At 63.7% G+C, this 23,238-nt stretch carries 23 protein-coding genes and 1 tRNA gene; 15 read left to right on the top strand and 9 right to left on the bottom strand.

Annotated features, from left to right (window positions below):
* Positions 1-92 precede the first annotated feature (92 nt).
* From HU770_RS07605 to rpoE, 3 genes are read right to left on the bottom strand one after another with little or no spacing between them, the layout of a single operon-like run.
* Positions 93-1,058 (bottom strand): MucB/RseB C-terminal domain-containing protein, encoded by a 966-nt coding sequence (locus HU770_RS07605; RefSeq protein WP_186663425.1) that lies wholly within the window; start codon positions 1,056-1,058, stop codon positions 93-95.
* Positions 1,059-1,066: 8 nt separating this feature from the next.
* Complete coding sequence (locus HU770_RS07600; RefSeq protein WP_033702715.1) at positions 1,067-1,663, bottom strand: RseA family anti-sigma factor; 597 nt, start codon at positions 1,661-1,663, stop codon at positions 1,067-1,069.
* Positions 1,664-1,694: 31 nt separating this feature from the next.
* Positions 1,695-2,276, bottom strand: coding sequence for an RNA polymerase sigma factor RpoE (rpoE, locus tag HU770_RS07595; RefSeq protein ID WP_003252049.1), 582 nt, complete (start codon positions 2,274-2,276; stop codon positions 1,695-1,697).
* Between the two features lie 435 nt (positions 2,277-2,711).
* On the opposite strand from rpoE, the gene nadB reads away from it, so the two are divergent.
* A complete protein-coding gene (gene nadB / locus HU770_RS07590; protein WP_033702716.1) occupies positions 2,712-4,316 on the top strand; it encodes an L-aspartate oxidase in 1,605 nt (534 codons plus the stop codon).
* A gap of 56 nt (positions 4,317-4,372) precedes the next feature.
* Here the strand turns inward: nadB and HU770_RS07585 are convergent, their stop codons facing one another.
* A complete protein-coding gene (locus HU770_RS07585; RefSeq protein ID WP_186663424.1) occupies positions 4,373-4,831 on the bottom strand; it encodes a protein YgfX in 459 nt (152 codons plus the stop codon).
* A complete protein-coding gene (locus tag HU770_RS07580) occupies positions 4,815-5,069 on the bottom strand; it encodes a succinate dehydrogenase assembly factor 2 (protein WP_027594141.1) in 255 nt (84 codons plus the stop codon). The genes HU770_RS07585 and HU770_RS07580 overlap by 17 nt, the downstream gene beginning before the upstream one ends.
* A gap of 134 nt (positions 5,070-5,203) precedes the next feature.
* Here HU770_RS07580 and HU770_RS07575 point away from each other — a divergent pair, with 134 nt between their 5' ends.
* Both HU770_RS07575 and HU770_RS07570 read left to right on the top strand, forming a co-directional pair.
* Positions 5,204-6,145 carry a folate-binding protein YgfZ gene (locus HU770_RS07575; RefSeq protein ID WP_186663423.1) on the top strand — a complete coding sequence of 314 codons (942 nt, stop codon included), beginning with the start codon at positions 5,204-5,206 and terminating at the stop codon, positions 6,143-6,145.
* 55 nt (positions 6,146-6,200) lie between these two features.
* Entirely contained in the window at positions 6,201-7,007 is an 807-nt protein-coding gene (locus HU770_RS07570; protein WP_186656611.1) for an HDOD domain-containing protein, read from the top strand.
* A gap of 38 nt (positions 7,008-7,045) precedes the next feature.
* On the opposite strand, the gene HU770_RS07565 is transcribed toward HU770_RS07570, so the two are convergent.
* A complete protein-coding gene (locus HU770_RS07565; RefSeq protein WP_033702720.1) occupies positions 7,046-8,425 on the bottom strand; it encodes a sensor histidine kinase in 1,380 nt (459 codons plus the stop codon).
* A complete protein-coding gene (locus HU770_RS07560) occupies positions 8,418-9,089 on the bottom strand; it encodes a response regulator (RefSeq protein WP_027594137.1) in 672 nt (223 codons plus the stop codon). The genes HU770_RS07565 and HU770_RS07560 overlap by 8 nt, the downstream gene beginning before the upstream one ends.
* A 199-nt stretch (positions 9,090-9,288) precedes the next feature.
* Here HU770_RS07560 and HU770_RS07555 point away from each other — a divergent pair, with 199 nt between their 5' ends.
* From HU770_RS07555 to HU770_RS07535, 5 genes are all read left to right on the top strand, one after another.
* Positions 9,289-10,578: an OprD family porin gene (locus HU770_RS07555; RefSeq protein ID WP_047583619.1), complete on the top strand. Its 1,290-nt coding sequence runs from the start codon at positions 9,289-9,291 to the stop codon at positions 10,576-10,578.
* A gap of 32 nt (positions 10,579-10,610) precedes the next feature.
* Entirely contained in the window at positions 10,611-11,591 is a 981-nt protein-coding gene (locus HU770_RS07550) for a tripartite tricarboxylate transporter substrate binding protein (protein WP_033702722.1), read from the top strand.
* Positions 11,592-11,740: 149 nt separating this feature from the next.
* Positions 11,741-12,199, top strand: a complete 459-nt coding sequence (locus HU770_RS07545) for a tripartite tricarboxylate transporter TctB family protein (protein ID WP_186656609.1) — start codon at positions 11,741-11,743, stop codon at positions 12,197-12,199.
* Between the two features lie 3 nt (positions 12,200-12,202).
* A complete protein-coding gene (locus HU770_RS07540) occupies positions 12,203-13,717 on the top strand; it encodes a tripartite tricarboxylate transporter permease (RefSeq protein ID WP_186663422.1) in 1,515 nt (504 codons plus the stop codon).
* Entirely contained in the window at positions 13,710-14,741 is a 1,032-nt protein-coding gene (locus HU770_RS07535; protein WP_186656602.1) for an AbrB family transcriptional regulator, read from the top strand. Before HU770_RS07540 ends, HU770_RS07535 begins: the two co-directional genes overlap by 8 nt.
* 37 nt (positions 14,742-14,778) lie before the next feature.
* On the opposite strand, the gene ung is transcribed toward HU770_RS07535, so the two are convergent.
* Positions 14,779-15,471 carry a uracil-DNA glycosylase gene (gene ung, locus HU770_RS07530; protein ID WP_186663421.1) on the bottom strand — a complete coding sequence of 231 codons (693 nt, stop codon included), beginning with the start codon at positions 15,469-15,471 and terminating at the stop codon, positions 14,779-14,781.
* A gap of 126 nt (positions 15,472-15,597) precedes the next feature.
* On the opposite strand from ung, the gene HU770_RS07525 reads away from it, so the two are divergent.
* Entirely contained in the window at positions 15,598-16,713 is a 1,116-nt protein-coding gene (locus tag HU770_RS07525) for an enoyl-CoA hydratase/isomerase family protein (protein ID WP_156310221.1), read from the top strand.
* Positions 16,714-16,751: 38 nt separating this feature from the next.
* On the opposite strand, the gene HU770_RS07520 is transcribed toward HU770_RS07525, so the two are convergent.
* Positions 16,752-17,192 carry a hypothetical protein gene (locus HU770_RS07520; RefSeq protein WP_186656595.1) on the bottom strand — a complete coding sequence of 147 codons (441 nt, stop codon included), beginning with the start codon at positions 17,190-17,192 and terminating at the stop codon, positions 16,752-16,754.
* 212 nt (positions 17,193-17,404) lie between these two features.
* On the opposite strand from HU770_RS07520, the gene HU770_RS07515 reads away from it, so the two are divergent.
* From HU770_RS07515 to HU770_RS07490, 6 genes are all read left to right on the top strand, one after another.
* A complete protein-coding gene (locus HU770_RS07515; RefSeq protein WP_186663420.1) occupies positions 17,405-18,895 on the top strand; it encodes a sensor domain-containing diguanylate cyclase in 1,491 nt (496 codons plus the stop codon).
* Entirely contained in the window at positions 18,888-19,109 is a 222-nt protein-coding gene (locus HU770_RS07510) for a cysteine-rich CWC family protein (RefSeq protein WP_033702730.1), read from the top strand. The genes HU770_RS07515 and HU770_RS07510 overlap by 8 nt, the downstream gene beginning before the upstream one ends.
* A 32-nt stretch (positions 19,110-19,141) precedes the next feature.
* Positions 19,142-19,834, top strand: a complete 693-nt coding sequence (locus tag HU770_RS07505) for a 16S rRNA pseudouridine(516) synthase (protein ID WP_186656583.1) — start codon at positions 19,142-19,144, stop codon at positions 19,832-19,834.
* Positions 19,835-20,169: 335 nt separating this feature from the next.
* Positions 20,170-21,054, top strand: coding sequence for an alpha/beta hydrolase (locus HU770_RS07500; RefSeq protein WP_186656580.1), 885 nt, complete (start codon positions 20,170-20,172; stop codon positions 21,052-21,054).
* Between the two features lie 111 nt (positions 21,055-21,165).
* Positions 21,166-21,239, top strand: a tRNA-Gly gene (locus tag HU770_RS07495).
* Positions 21,240-21,472: 233 nt separating this feature from the next.
* On the top strand, positions 21,473-23,170 hold the full coding sequence (locus HU770_RS07490; RefSeq protein WP_186656577.1) for a SulP family inorganic anion transporter: 1,698 nt from the start codon (positions 21,473-21,475) through the stop codon (positions 23,168-23,170).
* Positions 23,171-23,238: the final 68 nt, after the last annotated feature.

Genomic DNA, 23,238 nt, shown 5'->3' with positions numbered 1-23,238 from the left:
GAAAATTTACCGAAAGAATGCAAATGACAATGCTTAAATTTCATTTCAGAGGCAGGTCTCTCACGCCGTAAACCGCCTGAAAAAGCACGTCATCATTGCCGCGCCTGGGCATCCTGAGCCCGCATCGACAGCGCAATGCGCTCTGCGGTACCCAAGGGTATTTCACCGACCACGGTGACCAGGACCTTGCCTTTGGGGGTATTGAGGCGGCGCGATACCGCTACGGTCGGGCCCAACTGAACGCGCGTATCGATGCCTGAGTTGTCGTTGACCGGTTCGACGAATACCGATACGCGAGCCAGGCCATCGTCATACATCAAGCTGGTGACCGAGTTGTTGCGAGCCGCGTCGCGGCGTACCGAGCTGTTGACCAACTCGAAACCCGGCGGCAGCCAGTCCGAACGCCAGCCAGAGACCGCTTCTTGCGTCGTAGTGGCGCGATGCTCCACCGGCTTGCAGGCGGCACTGGCGCGCAAGTCTTCATCGGTAGGCAGGTCATCGGTATCCAGGCGGGTCATCTGGAAGCGCTCGAGCAACTGCCCTTTGTCGTTGAGCATCAACGAGCGCAGCGGCAAACCGGTACGGCGGTCCAGATGCAATTCGAAAGCGTAACGGTGCTGGTCGCGCGGGGTGAGCGTAACGATCACCGCATCGCGCCCGGCGACACGAGACTTGCCCGCCAAGCTCAGGTCGTACCAGCCCATCAACTTGAGTGGATCGAGCACACGCGGCGCGGCATCGGGCGGCGTCTTCACGCCGCTGACCAAGGCACCACTGACGCACGCCACCTTGCCGTCCACGCGCACGATTTCCTGGGCGGCGCCGTCGAGCTGCAGAAGCCGCTCGCTGACCTTGCCGTCCTGAACCTTGTGCCAGATATCGTGGGAAGAAAAGCTGCCGTTGCGTTCGTAGATGAAAGAGCCTTGGTAGCTCTGCTTTTGCTCGGCCTGTGCCAGCTTGTTCAGCCACTCACTCGCCTCGGGCGAAGAGTTGGCCGCCAACGCTGGCACCGTCATGCAACTGCCTATCAGCAGCGACAAGAGAGGTAGCGCGCGCATGATCCTCCTTACTTAACGGGGTTATCCAGGCTGGCGGCGCGGGCATAAGGCAGAGCCGTTTCATTGCCCTTGAGCGCAGATTCCTGGGCATGCTGGCGCAGGTAGCCTGGCAGACGCTGATCCCAGCCGGCCTGGTTCTGCAGCACACCGTTGGCCATCGGCCCGGTCGGTTGCTCACTGCTTTCACTATAGCCTGCCAATACAGCCGGGCCCTGAGTTTGTGGCACGCTCAGCCCCTGCTGTGCAGGTTGCTGGGAAGCCAGCTCGGCACCGGTGATTTCATCCTGGTTGTACATGCGTACACCCGCCAGCACTGCGATCGTCACCGAGGCAGCAACTGCCAGCCGGCCGATGCTGCGCAATGGGCCTTTCTTGACCTTGGCCGGTACCGCTTCGTCGGCCAATGCTGCAGACACCGCCGAGGCGATATCGAGGTTTGGCAGCAGCAGTTCCTTGTGCATCGCTGCGCGGGCTACCTGGTAACGCGACCAGGTGGCACGGGTTTCGGCATCGTCGACGGCACTCAGTACCCGACGTAATTCCAGTTCGTCCGCTTCGTTATCCATTACCGCGGACAGCGATTCCTGCAACGCTTCACGACTCATGGCGGTTCCTCTCTTGGCTGTAGCCGCTGTCTCAGGTTTCCTGCAACAACGGCTGCAGGGCTTTATCTATGGCCTCCCGAGCGCGGAAGATTCGAGAGCGCACGGTACCCACCGGACATTGCATGACACTGGCAATGTCTTCGTAACTCAGTCCGTCGAACTCACGCAGGGTCAACGCCGTGCGCAGGTCTTCGGGCAGCTGCTGGATGGTGCGATGGACAGTGCCTTCGATTTCATCCCGCAACAACGAGCGTTCTGGGGACTCGAGATCCTTGAGACCATGATCGCCGTCGTAAAACTCCGCATCCTCGGAGCTGACATCGCTGTCTGGTGGCCGTCTTCCACGGGACACCAGGTAGTTCTTCGCCGTGTTGATGGCGATGCGGTACAGCCAGGTATAAAACGCACTGTCTCCGCGGAAATTGCCAAGCGCACGGTAGGCCTTGATAAAGGCTTCCTGCGCTACATCCTGGGCCTCGTGGGTATCGTGAACGAACCGCACGATCAACCCGAGAATCTTGTGCTGATACTTCAGCACCAACAGATCGAACGCTCGCCTGTCTCCACGCTGTACGCGCTCGACAAGCTGCTGATCCTCTTCCTGGGTTAGCATGAACACTCCTCAGTGAACTCGAAGGAGCGTTGCAACAGCCATCGTTCAGGCTTGCAAACATAGACTCGGGCTTTGCGCAAAAGTTCTCCCCTCCAAGCAAGTTTCCTGCAGCCCTTGGTCGGCTCGCACGGAAGACGCGGCGCGGACACGGCCGGCAACGTCGATAATCAGGTTTCGAATACGCAGGTGTCAGCCCGGATAGAGCTGCCGCCCTGCGTCGCCGCGGCAATATGTGGCGTGCGGGCAGCCTTCATAGGATTTCCGGCAATGTCGGAAAGTTCCCACAAAGGTTACCGCAAGCTGGCAAGTGGCATGGAAATTGGCCACCCGGGGCTGCTATAAAGGCAACCCGGCCTGGTTTAACGATAGTTTCACAATGCCATCGGCGCGTGACTATTGTGCCGCGCCCCTTCCGTAGATTACTAGTGTCCCGACATGAGCCAACAATTCCAACATGATGTCCTGGTGATCGGCAGCGGTGCCGCCGGTCTCAGCCTGGCACTGAACCTTCCCAGCCACCTGCGCGTCGCCGTGCTCAGCAAGGGCGACCTGTCAAATGGCTCGACGTTCTGGGCCCAAGGTGGCGTCGCCGCAGTGCTGGACGACACCGACACCGTCCAGTCGCATGTCGAGGATACCCTCAATGCCGGCGGCGGCCTGTGCCATGAAGACGCCGTGCGCTTCACCGTCGAGCACAGCCGCGAAGCCATCCAATGGCTGATCGAGCAAGGCGTGCCCTTTACCCGGGACGAGCAGCACGGCGTCGACGATGGGGGCTTCGAGTTCCACCTGACCCGCGAAGGCGGCCACAGTCATCGGCGCATCATCCACGCCGCCGATGCCACCGGCGCCGCGATCTTCACCACCCTACTGGCCCAGGCCCGAAAACGCCCGAATATCGAGTTGCTGGAGCAGCGCGTGGCGGTCGACCTGATTACCGAGCGCCGCCTGGGCCTGCCCGGCGAGCGCTGCCTGGGTGCGTATGTGCTTAACCGCAACAGCGGCGAAGTGGACACCTTTGGTGCGCGCTTCACCGTGCTGGCCACCGGTGGCGCGGCCAAGGTCTACCTGTATACCAGCAACCCGGACGGCGCCTGCGGCGACGGTATCGCCATGGCGTGGCGGGCCGGCTGCCGGGTGGCCAACCTTGAATTCAACCAGTTCCACCCGACCTGCCTGTACCACCCCCAGGCCAAGAGTTTTTTGGTCACCGAAGCCCTGCGCGGCGAAGGCGCCCTGCTGCGCCTGCCCAACGGCGAGCGGTTCATGCCGCGTTTCGACCCACGCGAAGAACTGGCCCCCCGCGACATCGTGGCCCGCGCCATCGACCACGAGATGAAGCGCCTGGGCGTGGACTGCGTGTACCTGGACATCACCCACAAGCCGGCCGAGTTCATCAAGGGCCACTTCCCCACCGTGTACGAGCGCTGCCTGACGTTCGGCATCGACATCACCCGCCAGCCGATCCCTGTGGTACCGGCGGCTCACTATACGTGCGGCGGGGTGGTGGTCGACGACCGCGGCCATACCGACGTGCCGGGGCTGTATGCCATCGGCGAGACCAGCTTCACCGGTTTGCATGGCGCCAACCGGATGGCCAGCAATTCGCTGCTCGAGTGCTTCGTCTATGGCCGCGCGGCTGCCGCAGACATCCAGGCGCACCTGGACCAGATCGAAATGCCCAAAGCCCTGCCCGGCTGGGATGCAAGCCAGGTCACCGACTCGGACGAGGACGTGATCATCGCGCACAACTGGGACGAGCTGCGCCGCTTCATGTGGGACTATGTCGGCATCGTGCGCACCAGCAAACGCCTGCAGCGTGCCGAACACCGCGTCCGCCTGCTGCTTGATGAAATCGACGAGTTCTACAGCAACTACAAGGTCAGCCGCGACCTGATCGAGTTGCGCAACCTGGCCCAGGTGGCGGAGCTGATGATTCGTTCGGCGATGCAGCGCAAGGAAAGCCGTGGTTTGCATTACACGCTGGATTATCCAGGGATGCTGGACGAGGCGAAGGACACCATCCTCAGCCCGTTCTGAAAACCATGCAGGCCTTTTCGCGGGTAACCCTGCGAAAAGGCCTGCGCCGTTTCGATCTATACCTGGCTTGCCTGCCCCCACCTGCGCCGGCTGAATTTCAGCCGTACCCGCAACCGCCGGTGCTCATCAGCCCCCAGCGCATCCGGCGGTATGCATTGGCTTTCCCCCAGCCAGCCCCCCGCCCGCACAAAGCGCAGCACCACCAGCCCCGGCACCGCCACGCTATCGCGGCACAAGCGCACCGGCTGCCAGCCTCGGGCACGGCTCAGTACCTGCCAGCCACGCGCATCACGGCGCACGCCCACAACGGCATGATCATGCGTCAACAGAATACGTCGGGGGATGGCCCAACTGGCGTGGGCAATGCAGGCGGCAGCAACAGCAAGGGACAGCCACCAGGGCAACGCACTCACCCACACGGTAAGCAGCGCCAGCGCCTGGCAACTCAGGTAGGCCGTCAGCAGCAGGCGCGAGCCCTGCCAACGGCTCTGGAAAAACTCACTTGGGCTGGACACGGTCCAGGATGATGCGGACCATGCGCTGCAACTCCGGGTCTTCAGACTCGGTGCGCTCCATGAACCAGCCGAACATGTCCTGATCCTCGCAGCTCAACAGGCGCACATAGAGCTCACGGTCGGCTTCGTTGAGGGTGGCGTAGACTTCCTGGGTGAAAGGCACCAGCAGTACGTCCAGTTCCAGCATGCCGCGACGGCTGTGCCAGAAAAGCCGGTTGAGTTCAGTTTGTTCGACCATGGGGCCCTCCTCGAATGGCCCGCCAGTATACAGCCAGGCGAGCGAAGCGGCACAGGGCGTTGGTCTAGTCACCTACCTATTTTGTTACTGGCGTTCTATGATGGCCGCCAGTCTTTAAGCCACCGCGATGACCCATGGCCGATTCCGCTTTCTTCAGCCCTCTGTCCCACGAGGGCATCCTCGCCGTCCGCGGCTCCGACGCAGGCAAGTTCCTGCAGGGCCAGCTGACCTGCAACATCAACTACCTCAGCCAGGAACATGCCAGCCTCGGCGCTCGCTGCATGGTCAAGGGGCGCATGCAGTCGAGTTTTCGCATCGTGCCGGAAGGCAACGGCTACCTGCTGGCCATGGCCAGCGAACTGCTCGACGCGCAGTTGGCCGACCTGAAGAAGTACGCCGTGTTCTCCAAAGCCACCCTCAGCGACGAAAGCGCCGCCTGGGCACGCTTTGGCCTGCAGGGCGGCGATGCAGCGCTGCTGGCACTGGGTGTGACGCCACCCACCGAGGCGGGCGCCACCGTGCGCCACGCGGGCCTGATCGCCATTGCCGTGTCGGCGGGCCGGGTTGAACTGTGGGCACCGGCCGAGCAATCCAGCGCAGTGTCCGCAACACTTGCCGCAAGCTTGCCCGAAGGCAGCCTCAATGACTGGCTGCTGGGCCAGGTTCGCGCCGGCATCGGCCAGGTCACGGGCCCTACCCGTGAACTGTTCATCCCGCAGATGATCAACCTGCAGGCCGTCGACGGTGTCAGCTTCAAGAAGGGCTGCTACACCGGCCAGGAAATCGTCGCCCGCATGCAGTACCTGGGCAAGCTCAAGCGCCGTCAGTACCGCCTGGCGCTCGACCAGCAGGCCATCCCCGCGCCCGGTGCCGAGATCTTCTCGCCAACCCATGGCTCGTCGGTCGGTGAAGTGGTGATTGCTGCCAGCACCGGTGTAGGTTGTGAGTTGCTCGCGGTGCTCAGCGCCGATGCGGTGAACGATGACAACCTGCACCTGGGCAGCCTGGAAGGGCCACGCCTGCACGTGCTGAGCCTGCCCTACGAACTGGACCGCGACCGGGAAATCCAGCGCTGACCAGCCTGCCCCGTCCGCGTGACGGGGCCGCACCACCACTGCGGTAGAGAAGTCCATGAACAAGCTGGCCGAGATGGTTCAAGCACAACTGCTTGAAGCCATCGAAAAGGATGACCTGGTCCTGCCCACCCTCCCCGAGGTTGCCTTGAGCATCCGCGAGGCGGCCGAGGACAGCGAGATCAGTGTGTCGGCCTTGAGCAAGGTGATCGGCCGCGACGCAGCCCTCTCGGCGCGGCTGATCAAAGTGGTCAACAGCCCGCTGCTGCGTGCCGCGGTAGAGGTCACCGACCTGCACACTGCAATCACCCGCCTGGGCATCAACTACAGCTGCAACCTGGCCATCGGCTTGGTGATCGAGCAGATCTTCCATGCCCGCTCGCCAGCCGTTGAGCAAAAACTGCGCGATATCTGGGTAAACAGCCTGGAAGTTGCAGGTATCAGCTATGAAATAAGCCGCCGCTACACCCACCTGAAACCAGACCAGGCCACCCTCGGCGGGCTGGTCAACCAGATCGGTGCGCTGCCCGTACTGATTTACGCCGAGGAACACAACGAGCTGCTCTCCGACCCGGTCTGCCTGCATTACGTGATCGAGCAGATCCAACCGGCGCTGGGCGACAAGATCCTCAAGGCATGGGAGTTTCCCGAGCAGTTGGTCAACCTGCCAAGCCAGGTTCAGGACCTTGACCGGCAGACCGACAAGGTCGATTACATCGACGTCGTGCAGATCGCCCGTTGCATCAGCCAGCGGGGGCGCAGCCGGCCGTTGGCGGCACTGCCGGCGTACCGCCACCTGGGGCTGCCGTTCGGCACCGAGCTTGAGGTGGAAGAGTTGCTTGAGGCGCGGAGCCTGTTGCGCTGATGGCGCCGGGGCCTCCTTGAGGCCCAGCGGTTGCAGACTCAATCGGCGATAAAGCTCACGCGCACCCGCAAGCCGCCCTTTTGCCCATCGTGCAGGCTGATCTGCGCCAAGTGCGCGCGGCAGATCTCGCCGACAATGGCCAGCCCAAGCCCACTGCCCTGGGCACTGCGGCGGTAGAAGCGCTCGAACACCCGTTCGCGCTCCTCCTCGGGAATCCCCGGGCCATCATCCTCGACTTCCAGCACCGCCGGCGCCACCACCCGCAAGATCACGTTGCCACCGGCCGGGGTATGCGCCAGGGCGTTATCCACCAGGTTGCTCAACAGCTCGTTGAGCAAGGTCGGCTCGCCCTTGAGCCAGACCGGCGCCTCGGCCTCCAGGGCCAGCGCCACCCCGCGTTTGTGGGCCAGCGGCGCCATGGCCATGCCCAGTTCGCGGGCCAGTTGGCTAAGGTCCAGGCGCTGCGCGCCACCTTCGGCGATCGCCCTGGCACCATTCTCGACCCGCGCCAGAGACAACAACTGGTTGGCCAGGTGCGTCAGGCGGTCGGTGCCCTGGGCTGCGGACTCCAGGGTCTGGCGCCATTGCTCGGGCTCGGACGCGCGCAAGCCCAACTCGACCCGTGCCTTGAGCGCCGCCAGGGGGGTACGCAATTCGTGGGCGGCGTCGGCGATGAACTGCGCCTGTCGTTCGAACTGACCGCGCAAGCGCTCGGTGAAATGGTTCAAGGCACGCACCAGCGGGCCCAGTTCGCGTTGCACCTGGACCACAGGCAAGGCCCGCAGGTCGTCGGGCTGACGCTCTTCCACGGCGGTGCGCAGGCGCTCCAGCGGGCGTAGCGCCGCACTGATGGCAAACCACACCATCACCAAGGCTCCCAGCGCCAGCATGCCCAGGCGCAGCAGGGTGTCGGCCATCAACCCCCGCGCCATGCGCACGCGCGCCTCCTCGGTCTCGGCCACGCGAATTTCCGCCATGCCGTTCATGTTCGGCTCGCTGACCGGCTTGAGCAGGCTGACCACACGCACGTCCTGGCCGAGGTAGGTCGCATTGTAGAAACGCGCCAGCGCCGGGTAGTCATCCGTGCGCGGCGTGCCCGGCGGCGGTGCTGGCAGGTTCTCGTAGCCGGAAATCAACCGCTGCTTGATGTCCAGTACCTGGTAGTAGATGCGCCCGGCACTGTCGTACGCGAACGTGTCCAGGGCCACGTAGGGCACATCCGCGCTCAACGAGCCATCGCGTTGCGACAAGCCTGCGGCGATGGTCCGCGCCGAGGCCAGCAAGGTCCGGTCGTACGCCGTGTCGGCGGCTTCGCGGCCGTTCCAGTAGGCGCTCAGGCCGCTGGCCAGCATCAGCACCACCAGCAGCAGTGCCAAGTTGCCCAGCAGCCGCCCACGCAGGCTGCCGTTGTCACGCATCGCGATGCTCGAGCAGGTAGCCCAGGCCACGGAAGGTGACGATGGCCACCGGGTGGCCGTCGAGTTTCTTGCGCAGGCGGTGGATATAGATTTCGATGGCATCGGGGCTGGCCTCCTCGTCCAGGCCAAACACCTGGGCGGCCAGTTGCTCCTTGCTCATGACCCGGCCTGGGCGTGCGATCAGCGCTTCAAGCACGCTCTGCTCTCGTGAGGTCAGGGTCAGGTTGTCTTCGCCGAGGCTGAAGCGCCGGGTGTCCAGGTCGTACACCAGCGGCCCGCAGCGCTGCTGGCGCTCGCCACCGAGCACGCTACGGCGCAGCAAGGCCTTGACCCGAGCTTCCAGCTCGGTCAGTTCGAAGGGCTTGGCGAGGTAATCGTCAGCGCCCAGGTTCAGCCCGTGAACCCGGTCCTTGACGTCACTGCGCGCGGTCAGCATCAGCACCGGCAGGGTCTTGCCGCGCCCGCGCAGGCGCGCCAGCACCTCGAAGCCATCCATGCGCGGCAAGCCGACATCGAGCACGGCAACCGCATATTCCTCACTGGCCAGGGCCAGGTCGGCAGCCACGCCGTCATGCAGTACATCCACGGTCAAGCCGTGGCTTTTCAAGGCCTGGGCCACGCTTTCGGCCAGTTGCAGGTGGTCTTCGACCAACAGCACACGCATCGGTTTCTCCCTGCTCGGGTGGGGCGGTGGCGCGGAGTGTACCGCTGTAGACCCGCCTGTGAAGCCCCTTGTAACAAACCTTTCTCGTTGAAAGGTTAGCGAAAGGTTGGCGACCTAGCATCGCACCACGGTCGCCCCACGCGCCGAAAAAAGCACCAGCAAGGTGCAACCAATAAGAACAATAAACGGAGCCATCTCGATGCTGTCATCGCAGCCGCAGGCGTTCGCGCCTACCCGTTCCTTTGCCGCACGCCCCTCCGCCATCGCCAGCGCCGTTGCGCTTGCCGGTGTCGCACCGCTGAGCCAGGCCGCCTTCTTCGAAGACAGCACGGCGACCTTCGAAACCCGCAACATGTACTTCAACCGCGACTTTCGCGACGGCACCAGCGCGCAGCAATCCAAGCGCGACGAATGGGCCCAGGGCTTCATCCTCAACTTCGAGTCCGGCTACACCGATGGCACCGTGGGCTTTGGCCTGGATGCGCTGGGCATGCTCGGCATCAAGCTCGACTCCAGCCCCGACCGCACCGACACCGGCCTGCTGCCGACCCATGACGACGGCAAGGCTGCCGACGAGTACTCCAAGCTCGGCCTGACCGGCAAGATCAAGGTGTCCAAGACCGAACTGAAAGTCGGCACGCTGATCCCGGAACTGCCAACCCTGCAGCCCAACGACGGGCGCATTCTGCCGCAAACCTTCGAAGGCGGCCTGCTGACCTCGAAAGAAATCAGCCACCTGACCTTTACCGGTGGGCGCCTGGAAAAGGCCAAGGACCGCAACGACACCAACTGGGAAGACCTGGCGCTCAACAACAAGAACGGCCGCTTCGGTGGCACCTTCTCGGCCGACAACCTGGACCTTGCAGGCCTGGATTACCAGTTCACCGATCGCATCACCGGTAGCTACCACTTCGCCCAGCTCGACGACATCTACCGCCAGCACTTCCTGGGCATGGTCGCCACCCAGCCGTGGGGCCCAGGCACCTTCGGCGCCGACCTGCGCCTGGCGGTGAGTGATGACCAAGGCCAGGCCAAGGCCGGCAATATCGACAACACCACCGTCAACGGCATGCTCAGCTACGCCCTGGGCGGGCACAAGGTCAGCGCCGCCTACCAGCACCTGTCCGGTGACAGCGCCTTCCCCTACATCGACGGCGCCGACCCGTACCTGGTCAACTTCGTGCAGATCAACGACTTCGCCGGGGCCGACGAGCATTCCTGGCAGATGCGCTACGACTACAACTTCGCCGCCCTGGGCATCCCCGGCCTGACCTTCATGACCCGTTACATCAGCGGCGACAACGTCAGCCGCGCCGATGGCAGCGAGGGCAAGGAGTGGGAGCGCAACACCGAGTTCAAGTACGTGGTACAAAGCGGCCCGTTGAAAAACGTCGCCGTGCGCTTGCGCAATGCCACCTTCCGCTCGAATTTTGCCCGCGACGCCGACGAAGTGCGGCTGCTGGTGAGCTACAGCGTGGCCCTGTGGTAACCCAATAACAACAACGCTCACGGAGATTGACGATGACCTTTTCACTGCGCCGACTCGTCCTCGCTACCGGCTGCCTGCTGCTGGCCGGCAATGCCCTCGCCGCCGAACCGAAACGCCCCGAATGCATCGCCCCCGCCTCGCCGGGTGGTGGCTTCGACCTGACCTGCAAGCTGGTGCAAAGCGCGCTGGTGCAGGAGAAAATCCTCAGCAAGCCCATGCGCGTCACCTACATGCCCGGCGGTGTCGGGGCTGTGGCCTACAACGCCGTGGTGGCCCAGCGCCCAGGTGATGCCGGCACCCTGGTGGCCTGGTCGAGCGGCTCGCTGTTGAACCTGGCCCAGGGCAAGTTCGGCCGCTTCGACGAGAGCGCGGTGAAATGGCTGGCAGCGGTCGGCACCAGCTACGGGGCCATCGCCGTGAAAAGCGATTCGCCCTACAAGACCCTCGACGACCTGGTCGCCGCGCTGAAAAAAGACCCGGGCAAGGTGGTGATCGGCTCTGGCGGCACCGTCGGCAGCCAGGACTGGATGCAGACCGCACTGATCGCCAAGGCCGCCGGTATCAACCCGCGTGACCTGCGCTACGTGGCCCTGGAAGGCGGCGGCGAAATTGCCACCGCGCTGCTGGGCGGGCATATCCAGGTGGGCTCCACCGACATCTCCGACTCCATGCCGCACATCCAGAGCGGCAACATGCGCATCCTCGCGGTGTTCTCCGAGAACCGCCTGGACGAGCCGGAGATGAAAGACATCCCCACCGCCAAGGAGCAGGGCTACGACATCGTCTGGCCGGTAGTACGCGGCTTCTACCTCGGGCCGAAGGTGAGCGACGAAGACTACGCCTGGTGGAAAGCCTCGTTCGACAAGATGCTGGCCTCCGAAGACTTCGCCACGTTGCGTGACCAGCGCGAGCTGTTCCCGTTCGCCATGACCGGTGAAGAGCTGGACGGCTATGTGAAGAAGCAGGTGGCTGACTACAAGGCACTGGCCAAGGAATTCGGCCTGATCCAGTAAGGCCTGACGACCTGTCACCGCCCGCGTGGGAGCGGGCGTGCCCCGCGAAGCCAACACCGCGATGCATGGCACCGGCTTTGCCGGTGTTCGCGGGGCAAACCCGCTCCCACAAGGGCCGCGCTGTTCAGAATAAAAACGAGGATTCCCCGATGATCCTGCAACGTCTCTTCGCCCTGGCCTTGCTGGCCGTCTGCGCCGCCCTGGCCGTGATGGCCTGGCCGTACCAGGCTGCGTTTTCCTACGAGCCGGTTGGCCCGCGCGCCTACCCGCTGTTGATGCTCGGCCTGATGGGCCTGGGCCTGCTGTACCTGGTGATCCGCCCCACGCCGATCGTGCGCAAGGACGACGAACCCGAACTGGACCGCGAAACCCTGATCAAGATCGCCGCCTGTGTCGGCCTGCTGGTCGTCTTCGCTGCCACCTTCGAAGCCCTGGGCTTCATCCTCAGCGCGATCCTGATCGGCCTGCCGATGGCCCGGCTGTACGGCGGGCGCTGGTTGCACAGCGCCATCGTAGTGGTCGGCATGAGCCTGTTCCTCTACTGGCTGTTCGACCGCGTCATGGACGTGCCCCTGCCCCTTGGCCTGCTGAGCGTACTGGAGAACTGACACATGGATACCTTGAGCTATCTGGGCCAGGGCTTTGGCGTCGCCCTGAGCCCGTACAACCTGGTCACCGCCCTCTGTGGCACCCTGATCGGCACCGTGGTCGGGCTGTTGCCGGGCCTGGGCCCGATCAACGGCGTGGCGCTGCTGATCCCCATCGCCTTTGCCTTGGGCCTGCCCCCTGAGTCGGCACTGATCCTGCTGGCCGCGGTTTACCTGGGCTGTGAATACGGCGGGCGCATCAGCTCGATCCTGCTGAACATCCCGGGCGAAGCTTCGACCGTGATGACCACCCTCGACGGCTACCCGATGGCCCGTCAGGGCCTGGCCGGCGTGGCGCTGTCGCTGTCTGCCTGGAGTTCGTTCATCGGCGCCTTCATCGCCACCTGCGGCATGGTGCTGTTCGCCCCGCTGTTGGCAAAATGGGCCATCGCTTTCGGCCCGGCGGAGTACTTCGTGCTGATGGTGTTCGCCATCGTCGCCCTGGGCGGCATGGCCGGCGACAAGCCATTGAAAACCTTCATCGCCGCACTGATCGGCCTGTTCCTGTCGGCAGTCGGCATCGATGCCAACAGCGGCGTGTACCGCTTCACCGGTGACAGCGTGCACCTGGCCGACGGCATCCAGTTCGTGGTGCTGGTGCTGGGGCTGTTCTCGGTCAGCGAAATCCTCCTGCTGCTGGAAAAGACCCACCATGGCCACCAGGCAGTCAAGGCCACCGGGCGCATGCTGTTCAACTTCAAGGAAGCCGCCTCGGTGTTCGTGGTCAACATCCGCTGCGGCCTGCTCGGCTTCATCATGGGCGTGCTGCCGGGCGCTGGCGCCACCCTGGCCAGTGCCGTGGCCTACATGACCGAGAAGCGTATCGCCGGCGAAAGCGGCACGTTCGGCAAGGGCGATACCCGCGGCCTGGCCGCCCCGGAAACCGCCATCGGTGCATCCTGCTGCGGCGCCCTGGTACCGATGCTGACCCTGGGTGTGCCAGGCTCAGGTACCACGGCAGTGATGATCGGTGCACTGACCCTGTACAACATCACCCCCGGCCCACTGCTGTTCGAGCAGCAGCCCGACATCGTCTGGGGCCTGATCGCCTCGTTGTTCATCGCCAACATCATGCTGGTGATCCTCAACATCCCGATGATCCGCATCTTCACCCGCATCCTTGCGGTACCGAACTGGGCGCTGGTGCCGGTCATCGCGATCATCACCGCGATCGGCGTGTACGCCGTGCATGCCACCACCTTCGACCTGTTCCTGATGGTCGGCATCGGCATCATGGGCTATATCCTGCGCAAGCTGGACTTCCCGCTGTCGCCGATCCTGCTCGGTTTCATCCTCGGCGGGCTGATGGAACAGAACCTGCGCCGTGCGCTGTCGATCTCCAACGGTGAGCTGGGCATCCTCTGGTCGAGCCCGATCAGCCTGGGTGGCTGGATATTGGTGGGCTGCATGCTCTGCCTGCCGCTGCTGCGTATCTGGCGCAAGCGCAGCCAGCAACGCCGGGCCATGGCTGATGCCTGATCGGTCGTTGCCGCTGTACTGGGCTACCGGGCTGGTCGGCCTTGCTGGCGGGTATCTCGCCAGCCGGGTCGGCTGGCCTTTGCCCTGGATGGTCGGCTCGTTGCTGGCGATCATCCTGGTGCGCTGCCTGACGCCCTGGCAACTTTCGGAAATCCCCCATGGCCGCAAATGCGGGCAATGGATCATCGGCATCGGCATCGGCCTGCACTTCACCCCGGCGGTTATCGAGCAGGTGGCCAGCCACTTTGCGCTGATCTTCTTTGGCGCGCTGTTCACCACCCTGTCCAGCGTCATCAGCGTGTGGTTGCTGCGCCGCACCGGCGAGGACCGCGCGACCGCCTTCTTCGCCAGCATGCCGGGTGGGTCGGGGGAGATGGTCAACCTGGGGGCGCGCAACGGTGCAGTGCTCAGCCAGGTCGCCGCAGCGCAGAGCTTGCGGGTACTGGCAGTGGTGCTGTGCGTGCCGGCGCTGTTCAAGTTGCTGCTGGGTGACGGGGTGGCGCTGAACCACGCAGGCAGCGTCAGCTGGGGCTGGCTGACCTTGATCGCACCGCTGGGCATTGCCGTGGCGCTGCTCTGGCAACGCCTGCGCCAGCCCAACCCCTGGCTGTTCGGCCCCTTGCTGGTGGCGGCCACGTTAAGCCTTGCCGGCAACCTGCAGATCGCCCTGCCCGAGGGTGCCAGCCAAGTCGGCCAGTGGTTGATCGGCAGCGGGCTGGCATGTCACTTCAACCGTGCGTTCTTCCGCCGGGCACCGTCGTTCCTGGGGCGTACCCTGGTGGCCACGGCCTTGTGCATGCTGATCGCCGCCAGTGCCGCCTGGGCATTGAGCGTGATGACCGCACTGGACCTGCGCTCGTTGACGCTGGGGATGATGCCGGGCGGGATTGCCGAGATGAGCCTGACAGCCGAGACCCTGCAGTTGTCGGTGCCGCTGGTGACGGCATTGCAGGTGATGCGCTTGCTGTTCGTGCTGTTTCTGGCAGAGCCGTTGTTCCGGCTCTGGAATGCTGGGCAACGCTGAAATACGCATAACCTCGCGAGGGAGGTGATGCGGTCTGTCACAGCGGCGGCAAGGCCCAGTTGATCGGTGCCAACCCGCGCTGTTCAAGGAAGCCGTTGGCCCGGCTGAAATGCCCGCAGCCGAGGAACCCACGGTACGCCGACAACGGCGACGGATGCACCGACTTGAGCACCAGGTGCTTGGTGCCGTCGATCAGTTTCTGCTTGCCCTGGGCATGCGCGCCCCACAGCAGGAACACCACGTTCGGGCACTGCTCGCTGACCACCTGTATGACGCGGTCGGTAAAGAACTCCCAGCCTTTCTTGGCATGCGAAGCCGCATTGGCACGCTCCACGGTCATGGTCGTGTTGAGCAGCAGCACGCCCTGCTCGGCCCAGCTCTGCAAATAGCCGTGGCTGGCGATCGGAATGTTCAGGTCGCGCTGCAGCTCCTTGTAGATATTGACCAGCGACGGCGGCGTGGCAATGCCGGGCTGCACCGAGAAGCACAGGCCATGGGCCTGCCCGGGGCCGTGATAAGGGTCCTGGCCGAGGATCACCACCTTGACCTGCGGCAGCGGCGTCGAATTGAGCGCATTGAAGATCAGCGGGCCCGGTGGGTAGATTTCCTTGCCGGCCGCGTGCTCCTGACGCAGGAAGTCACGCAGCTGATGCATGTAGGGCTGGTCGAATTCGTCGCGCAATGCGGCTTTCCAGCTGGGTTCGAGTTTGATGCGATCGTCGTCAGTCATGGGGCCATCCGTAAACAATGGCGCGACACTAGGTAAGCCACTCCCGCTTGTCAAACGATCCGACCGACGACCGGCATGATCGCCCAGGCAGGCCATACTTGAGCCATGACCTGCGAGAGGTAGTCCATGTCCATTCATTGCGAGGTACTCACCGGTGCCGACGGCGCCGGCATCGGCATCGCCACCCTGGATGCACCCAAAGCGCTGAATGCGCTGAACCTGCGGATGATCGAAGTGCTCGGCGAACAACTGCACGCCTGGGCCCGCGACCCCGAAATCGTCTGCGTGCTGTTGCGCGGCAACGGCACCAAGGCGTTCTGCGCGGGGGGCGATGTGCGTGCGCTGGCCCAGGCCTGCCGGGCACACCCGGGCAGCGTGCCGCCGTTGGCCGCCGCCTTCTTCGCCGCAGAATACCGCCTCGATTTCGCCCTGCACACGTACCCCAAACCCTTGCTGTGCTGGGGGCATGGGCATGTGCTGGGCGGGGGCATGGGCTTGTTGCAAGGCGCCAGCGTGCGCATCGTCACCCCCAGTAGCCGCCTGGCCATGCCAGAGATCAGCATTGGTTTGTACCCCGACGTCGGCGCCAGTTGGTTCCTGGCCCGCCTGCCAGGCAAGCTCGGGTTGTTCCTGGGGCTCACCGGCGCCCCGATCAACGCCCATGATGCCCTCGACCTGGGCCTGGCCGACCGGTTCCTGGGTGAGTACCAGCAAGAGGCGTTGATCGAAGAGTTGCTGCAACTGAACTGGCAGGAACAGACCGCCCTGCAATTGAACAGCCTGCTCAAGGCCGAACAGCACCGCGCCTGCGCCGAGCTGCCCGAAGCGCAGTGGCTGCCCCGCCGCGACGAGATCGATCGGTTGCTCGACGTTGCCGACCCTGCCGCCGCGTGGCGGGCACTGGAGGGCCTGAAATACCATGATGACCCGCTGCTGGCCGAAGCCGGCAAACGGCTGCACGAAGGCTGCCCGCTGACGGCGCACCTGGTCTGGGAACAGATACGCAGGGCGCGGCACCTGTCGCTGGCGCAGGTCTTCCAGATGGAATACAGCATGAGCCTGAACTGCTGCCGACACCCGGACTTCAGCGAAGGGGTGCGCGCACGCCTGCTGGACAAAGACAATCAGCCGCGCTGGCACTGGCCGGATGTAGCCCAGGTACCGGCGGCGGTGGTCGAGGCGCACTTTGCCAAGGTCTGGGAAGGGCGCCACCCGTTGGCGGATCTCGCTGATCAGGTATGACCGGGTCATGGAAAGGGGCGCAAAGCGCCCCCATTGCATCACCGTTGCCAGTTGCGGCCCTGCCCCCGGCCGCCCTCCGGCCTGCGGTCACGATCCCCACGCCCATTGGAGTGCCAGCGATCGTTCTGGTAACGCTGGCTGCCATCGCGATAGTCGTGACGATCGCGGTCGCGCCCATAGTCATAGCGCTGGCGATTGCCATAGTCATACCGCGGCTTACCGTGCCACTGGCTCATCCCTGGCTGGGGGTGTGGCCTGTATTGCGGCACCGGCGCCGGGCGGTAGTAGCGCGGTGCTGGCTGGTAGTAGTAGCGCGGTTGCGGCGCCACATAGTAGCGGTCGTGGCGGTAATACCCCGGCGACACGTAGCGGTCGCTGGTGTAGTAATCGGAACGGTAGTAGCCCCCGCCACCGTAGTAAGGGGCGCAGGCGGACGTCATCAGACCCAGCAGGGCGATCAACAGAATTCGATAGGACATGGCGGCCTCCTGGACCGCTGGAGTGCCCGCACAGCGGCGCTGACGAGCATCGATGCGTAAGGCGTTCATCGATACTGAATAAGACCGCCACACCCGGGTGCAGTGCCATTTTTGCAATAAATTGAAACAGCTCGGATAACCCTGAAAAACTTGCAGTCATTTGCCGGCCATCTCACTAGAATGAGCGCCTTGGCACACATCACGGGAAGATCATGCCTGTACGTTCCGCTCTGTTTTCGCAGCGCTCGCTGATCATTACCCTGCTGATGTTGCTGGCCAGCGGCTTCCTTGCCACCTCACTGCTCAGCTACTTCGCCTCGCGCAGCGCCATCCGCGATGGCATCGTCAATACCGAACTGCCACTGACCGCCGACACGGTCTATTCGGAAATCCAGAAAGACCTGATCCGCCCCGTGCTGATCGCCTCGATGATGGCCCAGGACACCTTCCTGCGGGACTGGGTGCTGTCCGGTGAGCAGGACACCCAGCGCATCACCCGCTACCTGGGCGAGATCATGGGCAAGCAGGACACCTTCACCTCGTTTTTCGTTTCTGAGCGCAGCCTCACCTACTACCAGGCCAAGGGTGTGCTCAAGCAGATCAAGCCAGGCAACTGGCGCGATGCCTGGTACTTCCGCCTGCGCGACCTCAAGGCACCCTACGAGATCAACGTCGACCTGGACATGGCCAACCAGGACAGCCTGACGGTATTCATCAACTACCAGGTGCTGGATTACCAACAGCGCTTTATCGGCGCCGCCGGCGTAGGCCTGAGCGTGTCGTCGGTGGTCAAGCTGATCGACCAGTACCAGCGGCGCTACCAGCGCTCGGTGCTGTTCACCGACGCCAAGGGCAAGGTCCTGCTGACCGGCTCCGACGGTGGCCCGCATGGCCTGCGGGTCGGCGAGCCGCTAAGCGACAACCCCGAACTGAGCGACCTGCTGGCCCAGCAACCGATACCCGGTGAAGGCAGCCACGAATACCGCGACAGCGACAACCACAGCCACTTCCTGAATGTGCGCCACCTTCCCGAGCTGGACTGGTACCTGCTGGTGGACAAGCGCGAGACCGGTGCTCTGGACCGCATCCGCCACTCGCTGTACCTGAACCTGGCGATCTGCGCGATGATCACCCTGGTGGTGCTGGCGCTGGTGCATGCCATGGTCAAGCGCCACCAGGCCAGCACCGAGGCGCTGGCCACCCTCGACAGCCTTACCGGCCTGCCCAACCGGCGCAGCTTCGACCTGCTGGCCGCCCAGGCCTTGCATGAAGCCCAGCGTGACAGCGGCCCACTGGTGGCACTGTTGATCGACCTTGACCACTTCAAGGCCCTCAACGACACCCACGGCCACCTGGCAGGCGACGAAGTGCTGCGCCAGTTCGCCAATGTGCTGCAGGGCAGCCTGCGCCAGTCGGATATACTGTGCCGGTGGGGCGGTGAGGAGTTCATCGTGCTGCTGCGTGAAGCACAAGGCCGGCAAGCCATCGAAGTGGCGGAGAAAATCCGTCGCCGCACCGAGCAACTGACCTTCAGCTATGACGACCAACCCTTGCGCCTGACCACCAGCATCGGCCTTAGCAGCCTGCAGCCGGGTGATACCTTGCATGCCCTGCTGACCCGCGCCGACCGTGCGCTCTATCGTGCCAAGCAGGCCGGCCGCAACCGCGTCTGCAGTGAAGCCCCCGGACCCAGCCATGAATGACAGCCAGCACTGCCCCGCCTGCGGCGCCCTCAACCAGTGCAGCCTCGCCGACCCCCGCAGCGCCACCCAGGCCTGTTGGTGCTACAGCGTGACCATCGACCCCGCCGTGCTCCAGGCCCTGCCCGCCGAATTACGGGACAAGGCCTGCCTGTGCCCACGCTGTGCAGCAGTCGAAACGCAACTGCAGGCAGCAGCGCCCGGCACAAAGCGCTAGACTGCGCGCCCGCTTCTTCTGCCCTGTTCGCCATGCGCCTTGACCGTTTCCTTGCCAACCTGCCCTGTTACAACCGCCAGCAAGTTCGCCTGCTGCTGGTGCAGCGCCGTGTGCGGGTCGATGGCATCGTCGCGGCCGACCCGTTGACCCCGGTGCGTGAGTTCAGCCGCGTCGAAGTGGATGAGCAACTGCTGCAGGCCGGGCGGCCGGCGCGCTACCTGATGCTCAACAAGCCAGCCGGGTACGTCAGTGCCACGCTCGACCCGCAGCACCGCACGGTGCTTGAGCTACTGCCCGCCGAGATGCGCGACGACCTGCACATTGCCGGGCGCCTGGACTTCAACACCACCGGCCTGCTGATCCTGACCAACGACGGCCAATGGTCACGGCGCCTGACCCAGCCAACCACCAAGCTGCCCAAGCATTACCTGGTCGAGACCGAGGACGACATTGGCCCGCACTATGCCGCCACGTTCCAGCAAGGCCTGTACTTTGCATTCGAAGACCTCACCACCCTGCCCGCCCAGCTCGACATCCTCGGCCCGCGCCGGGCCCGGCTGGCGATCGTCGAGGGGCGGTACCATCAGGTCAAACGCATGTTCGGCCATTTCGACAACAAGGTGGTGGGGTTGCACCGTGAGAGCATGGGCGCGATTCGCCTGGACCCAGGGTTGGCGCCAGGCGCCTACAGGGCGTTGACCGACGAGGAAGTTGCCGGCGTCTAGGCCTCTGCCTGGTCCAATACGACCGCCCAGCGGTTCAGGTCACATTTTTACCCGAACGGCACTTGCAGGATTCCCAGGCCACTGCTTGAATCCAAATCGTCAGTCTGCATGTGACTCGTGAGTCACGCCCGCAGCCGAAGACACTTTTTGCCGGCCACCCAAGGCCTAGATGCCTTGGGGCACGGCAAATTGCCCGCCAAAAACAATACCGTCGACACGTGTGCCAAGGATCGACACTGGGCCCCCCGTTACTCTTCAAGGCAAATGCCTACCTGTCATAAAGAACGTGCACCCTAGGTGACGCGAATACCCTTTTTGCGCCAGGAGTCGATGACATGAGGCCAGAAATCGCTGTACTTGATATCCAAGGTCAGTATCGGGTTTACACGGAGTTCCATCGCGCGGATGCAGCCGAGAAGACGATCATTTTGATCAACGGCTCGCTGGCCACTACGGCCTCGTTCGCCCAGACGGTGCGTAACCTGCACCCGCAATTCAACGTCGTGCTGTTCGACCAGCCGTACGCCGGCAAGTCCAAGCCGCACAACCGCCAGGAGCGGCTGATTACCAAGGAGGCCGAGGCGCATATCCTTCTTGAGCTGATCGAGCACTTCCAGGCCGACCACGTGATGTCGTTCTCGTGGGGCGGTGCAAGCACGCTGCTGGCGCTGGCGCACCAGCCGCGGCGGGTGAAGAAGGCCGTGGTGAGTTCGTTCTCGCCGGTGATCAATGAACCGATGCGCGACTACCTGGACCGTGGCTGCCAGTACTTGGCCGCCTGTGATCGCTACCAGGTCGGCAACCTGGTCAACGACACCATCGGCAAGCACCTGCCGTCACTGTTCAAGCGCTTCAACTACCGCCACGTCAGCAGCCTGGACAGCCACGAGTACGCGCAGATGCACTTTCACATCAACGAGGTGCTGCAACACGACCTGGAACGGGCATTGAGTGGGGCGCGCAACATCGACATCCCGGTGCTGTTCATCAACGGCGAACGTGACGAATACACCACGGCCGAAGATGCCCGCGAGTTTGGCCGCCATGTAGGCAAGAGCCACTTCAGTGTCATCCGCGATGCCGGGCACTTCCTCGACATGGAGACCAAGGCAGCCTGCGAAGACACCCGCAGCGTACTGCTCGGTTTCCTCAAGCCGACCGAGCGTGAGCCACGTCAACGCTACCAGCACGTACAGGGGCAGCATGCACTGGCCATCTGAGCGCATCGGCGTCCTGTAGTGATTACCCGCAGGCTATGGGCCGCCGACAAGCTTTTTTATAACTTGGGCTTCTAATTCGTGAAGGGTTCTGGTAAAAAGTCGAACGCAGACGCGGGTATAGTTTAGTGGCAAAACGAAAGCTTCCCAAGCTTTAGTTGAGGGTTCGATTCCCTCTACCCGCTCCACCACGCATTCCCGCATGACGTTCCAGCAACGTCATCGCTGTTTAAAGGAGCCTTGGCTCCTTTTTTCGTTTCTGGTCCCCGCCTTTCCATCTCCAAGCCCTTTCCTTGACCTGGCCCATGGCCACTTTGTTGCCGATCCGCTTGAATGCGCGACCGACGAATCCGCTTGCAAGCGAAACGGCTTGAAGCGCATATGCTTCAGGGATTCGTGAAACATTCAGAAAGGACCCCGCATGTTTCTGTCCCGCTGGCTACCTGGCCTCGCCAACCTGCTGCACTACCGCCGCGCGTGGTTCCACGCTGACCTGCAGGCCGGGTTGTCGGTTGCCGCCATCCAGATCCCCATCGCCATCGCCTACGCCCAGATCGTCGGCCTGCCACCGCAATATGGCCTGTATGCGTGCGTACTGCCCATGATGGTGTACGCCCTGATCGGTAGTTCGCGCCAGCTGATGGTCGGCCCGGACGCCGCCACTTGCGCAATGATCGCCGGCGCCGTGGCGCCCCTGGCACTGGGCGACCCACAGCGCATCGCCGAACTGTCGGTGATCGTCACCGTGCTGGTTGGCGTGATGCTGATCGCGGCGGGGCTGGCCCGAGCGGGCTTCATCGCCAGTTTCTTCTCGCGGCCGATCCTGATCGGCTACCTCAACGGCATCGGCCTGAGCCTGATCGCCGGGCAGTTGTCCAAGGTGGTGGGGTTCAAGATCGAGGGCGATGGGTTCATCCTCAGCCTGGTCAACTTCCTGCAGCGCCTGGGCGAGATTCACCTGCCTACCCTGGCCATCGGCCTGTGCGCGCTGGCCCTGCTGATCTGGTTGCCAACGCGCTACCCACGGCTGCCTGCGGCGCTGGTGGCCGTGGCACTGTTCACCGTACTGGTCGGCCTGTTCGGCCTGGACCGCTTGGGTGTCGCCATCCTCGGCCCGGTACCGGCCGGCATGCCGCAACTGGCCTGGCCGCAAAGCAACCTGGCAGAAATGAAGAGCCTGTTGCGCGATGCCTTGGGTATCGCCACCGTCAGTTTCTGCAGCGCGATGCTCACCGCCCGCAGCTTTGCTGCACGCCATGGCTATGCCATCAATGCCAACCATGAGTTCGTGGCGCTGGGCGTAAGCAACCTGGCTGCGGGGATGTCCCAAGGGTTTGCCATCAGTGGCGCCGATTCACGCACCGCAGTCAACGACATGGTCGGCGGCAAGAGCCAACTGGTGGGGATCATCGCCGCGCTGGTGATCGCCCTGATTTTGCTGTTTTTCACCGCCCCCATGGCCTGGATCCCCCAGGCGGCGCTGGGCGCCGTGCTGCTGATGGCAGGCTGGGGGCTGATCGACATCAAGTCGCTGAAGACCATAAGGCGCCTGAGCCGCTTCGAGTTCTGGCTGTGCCTGCTGACCACGGTTGGCGTACTGGGCCTGGGCGTGCTGCCGGGTATCGTATTTGCCGTGACCCTGGCGATCCTGCGCTTGCTGTACAGCATCTACCAACCCACCGACGCGGTGCTGGGCTGGCTGCCAGGCACCGAGGGCCAGGTCGACATCCGCAAGTTCAAGGACGCCCGCACCGTGCCGGGCCTGGTGGTGTACCGCTTCGACGACGCGATCCTGTTCTTCAACGCCGACTACTTCAAGATGCGCCTGCTGGAAGCCGTGCAGAGCCAGGCCCAGCCCAAGGCCGTGCTGTTCGATGCCGAAGCGGTGACCAGCATCGACGTCAGCGGCATCGCCGCACTGCGCGAGGTGCGCGACACCCTGGCCGCCCAAGGCATCTTCTTCGCCATCGCCCGCGCCCGTGGCACCTTCCTGCGCATGCTGGTGCGCTCAGGGATGGCCCGGGAGATGGAGGACAAACTGCTGTTCGGCTCGGTACGGGCCGGGATCCGCGCTTACCGGATATGGCGCAACAGGAGCCGTGCGCCAGCGGCTGAATAAAGGAAGGAGGTCATTGAACGCCGCGGCGTTAATATTAATCAATATCATTCTCATGCAAACCTTCTGGC

This window comes from Pseudomonas sp. SWRI68, assembly GCF_014269165.1.
In the GTDB taxonomy this organism is placed as follows: Bacteria; Pseudomonadota; Gammaproteobacteria; order Pseudomonadales; family Pseudomonadaceae; genus Aquipseudomonas; species Aquipseudomonas capeferrum.
This window is presented reverse-complemented; position numbering and strand designations above follow the sequence as displayed.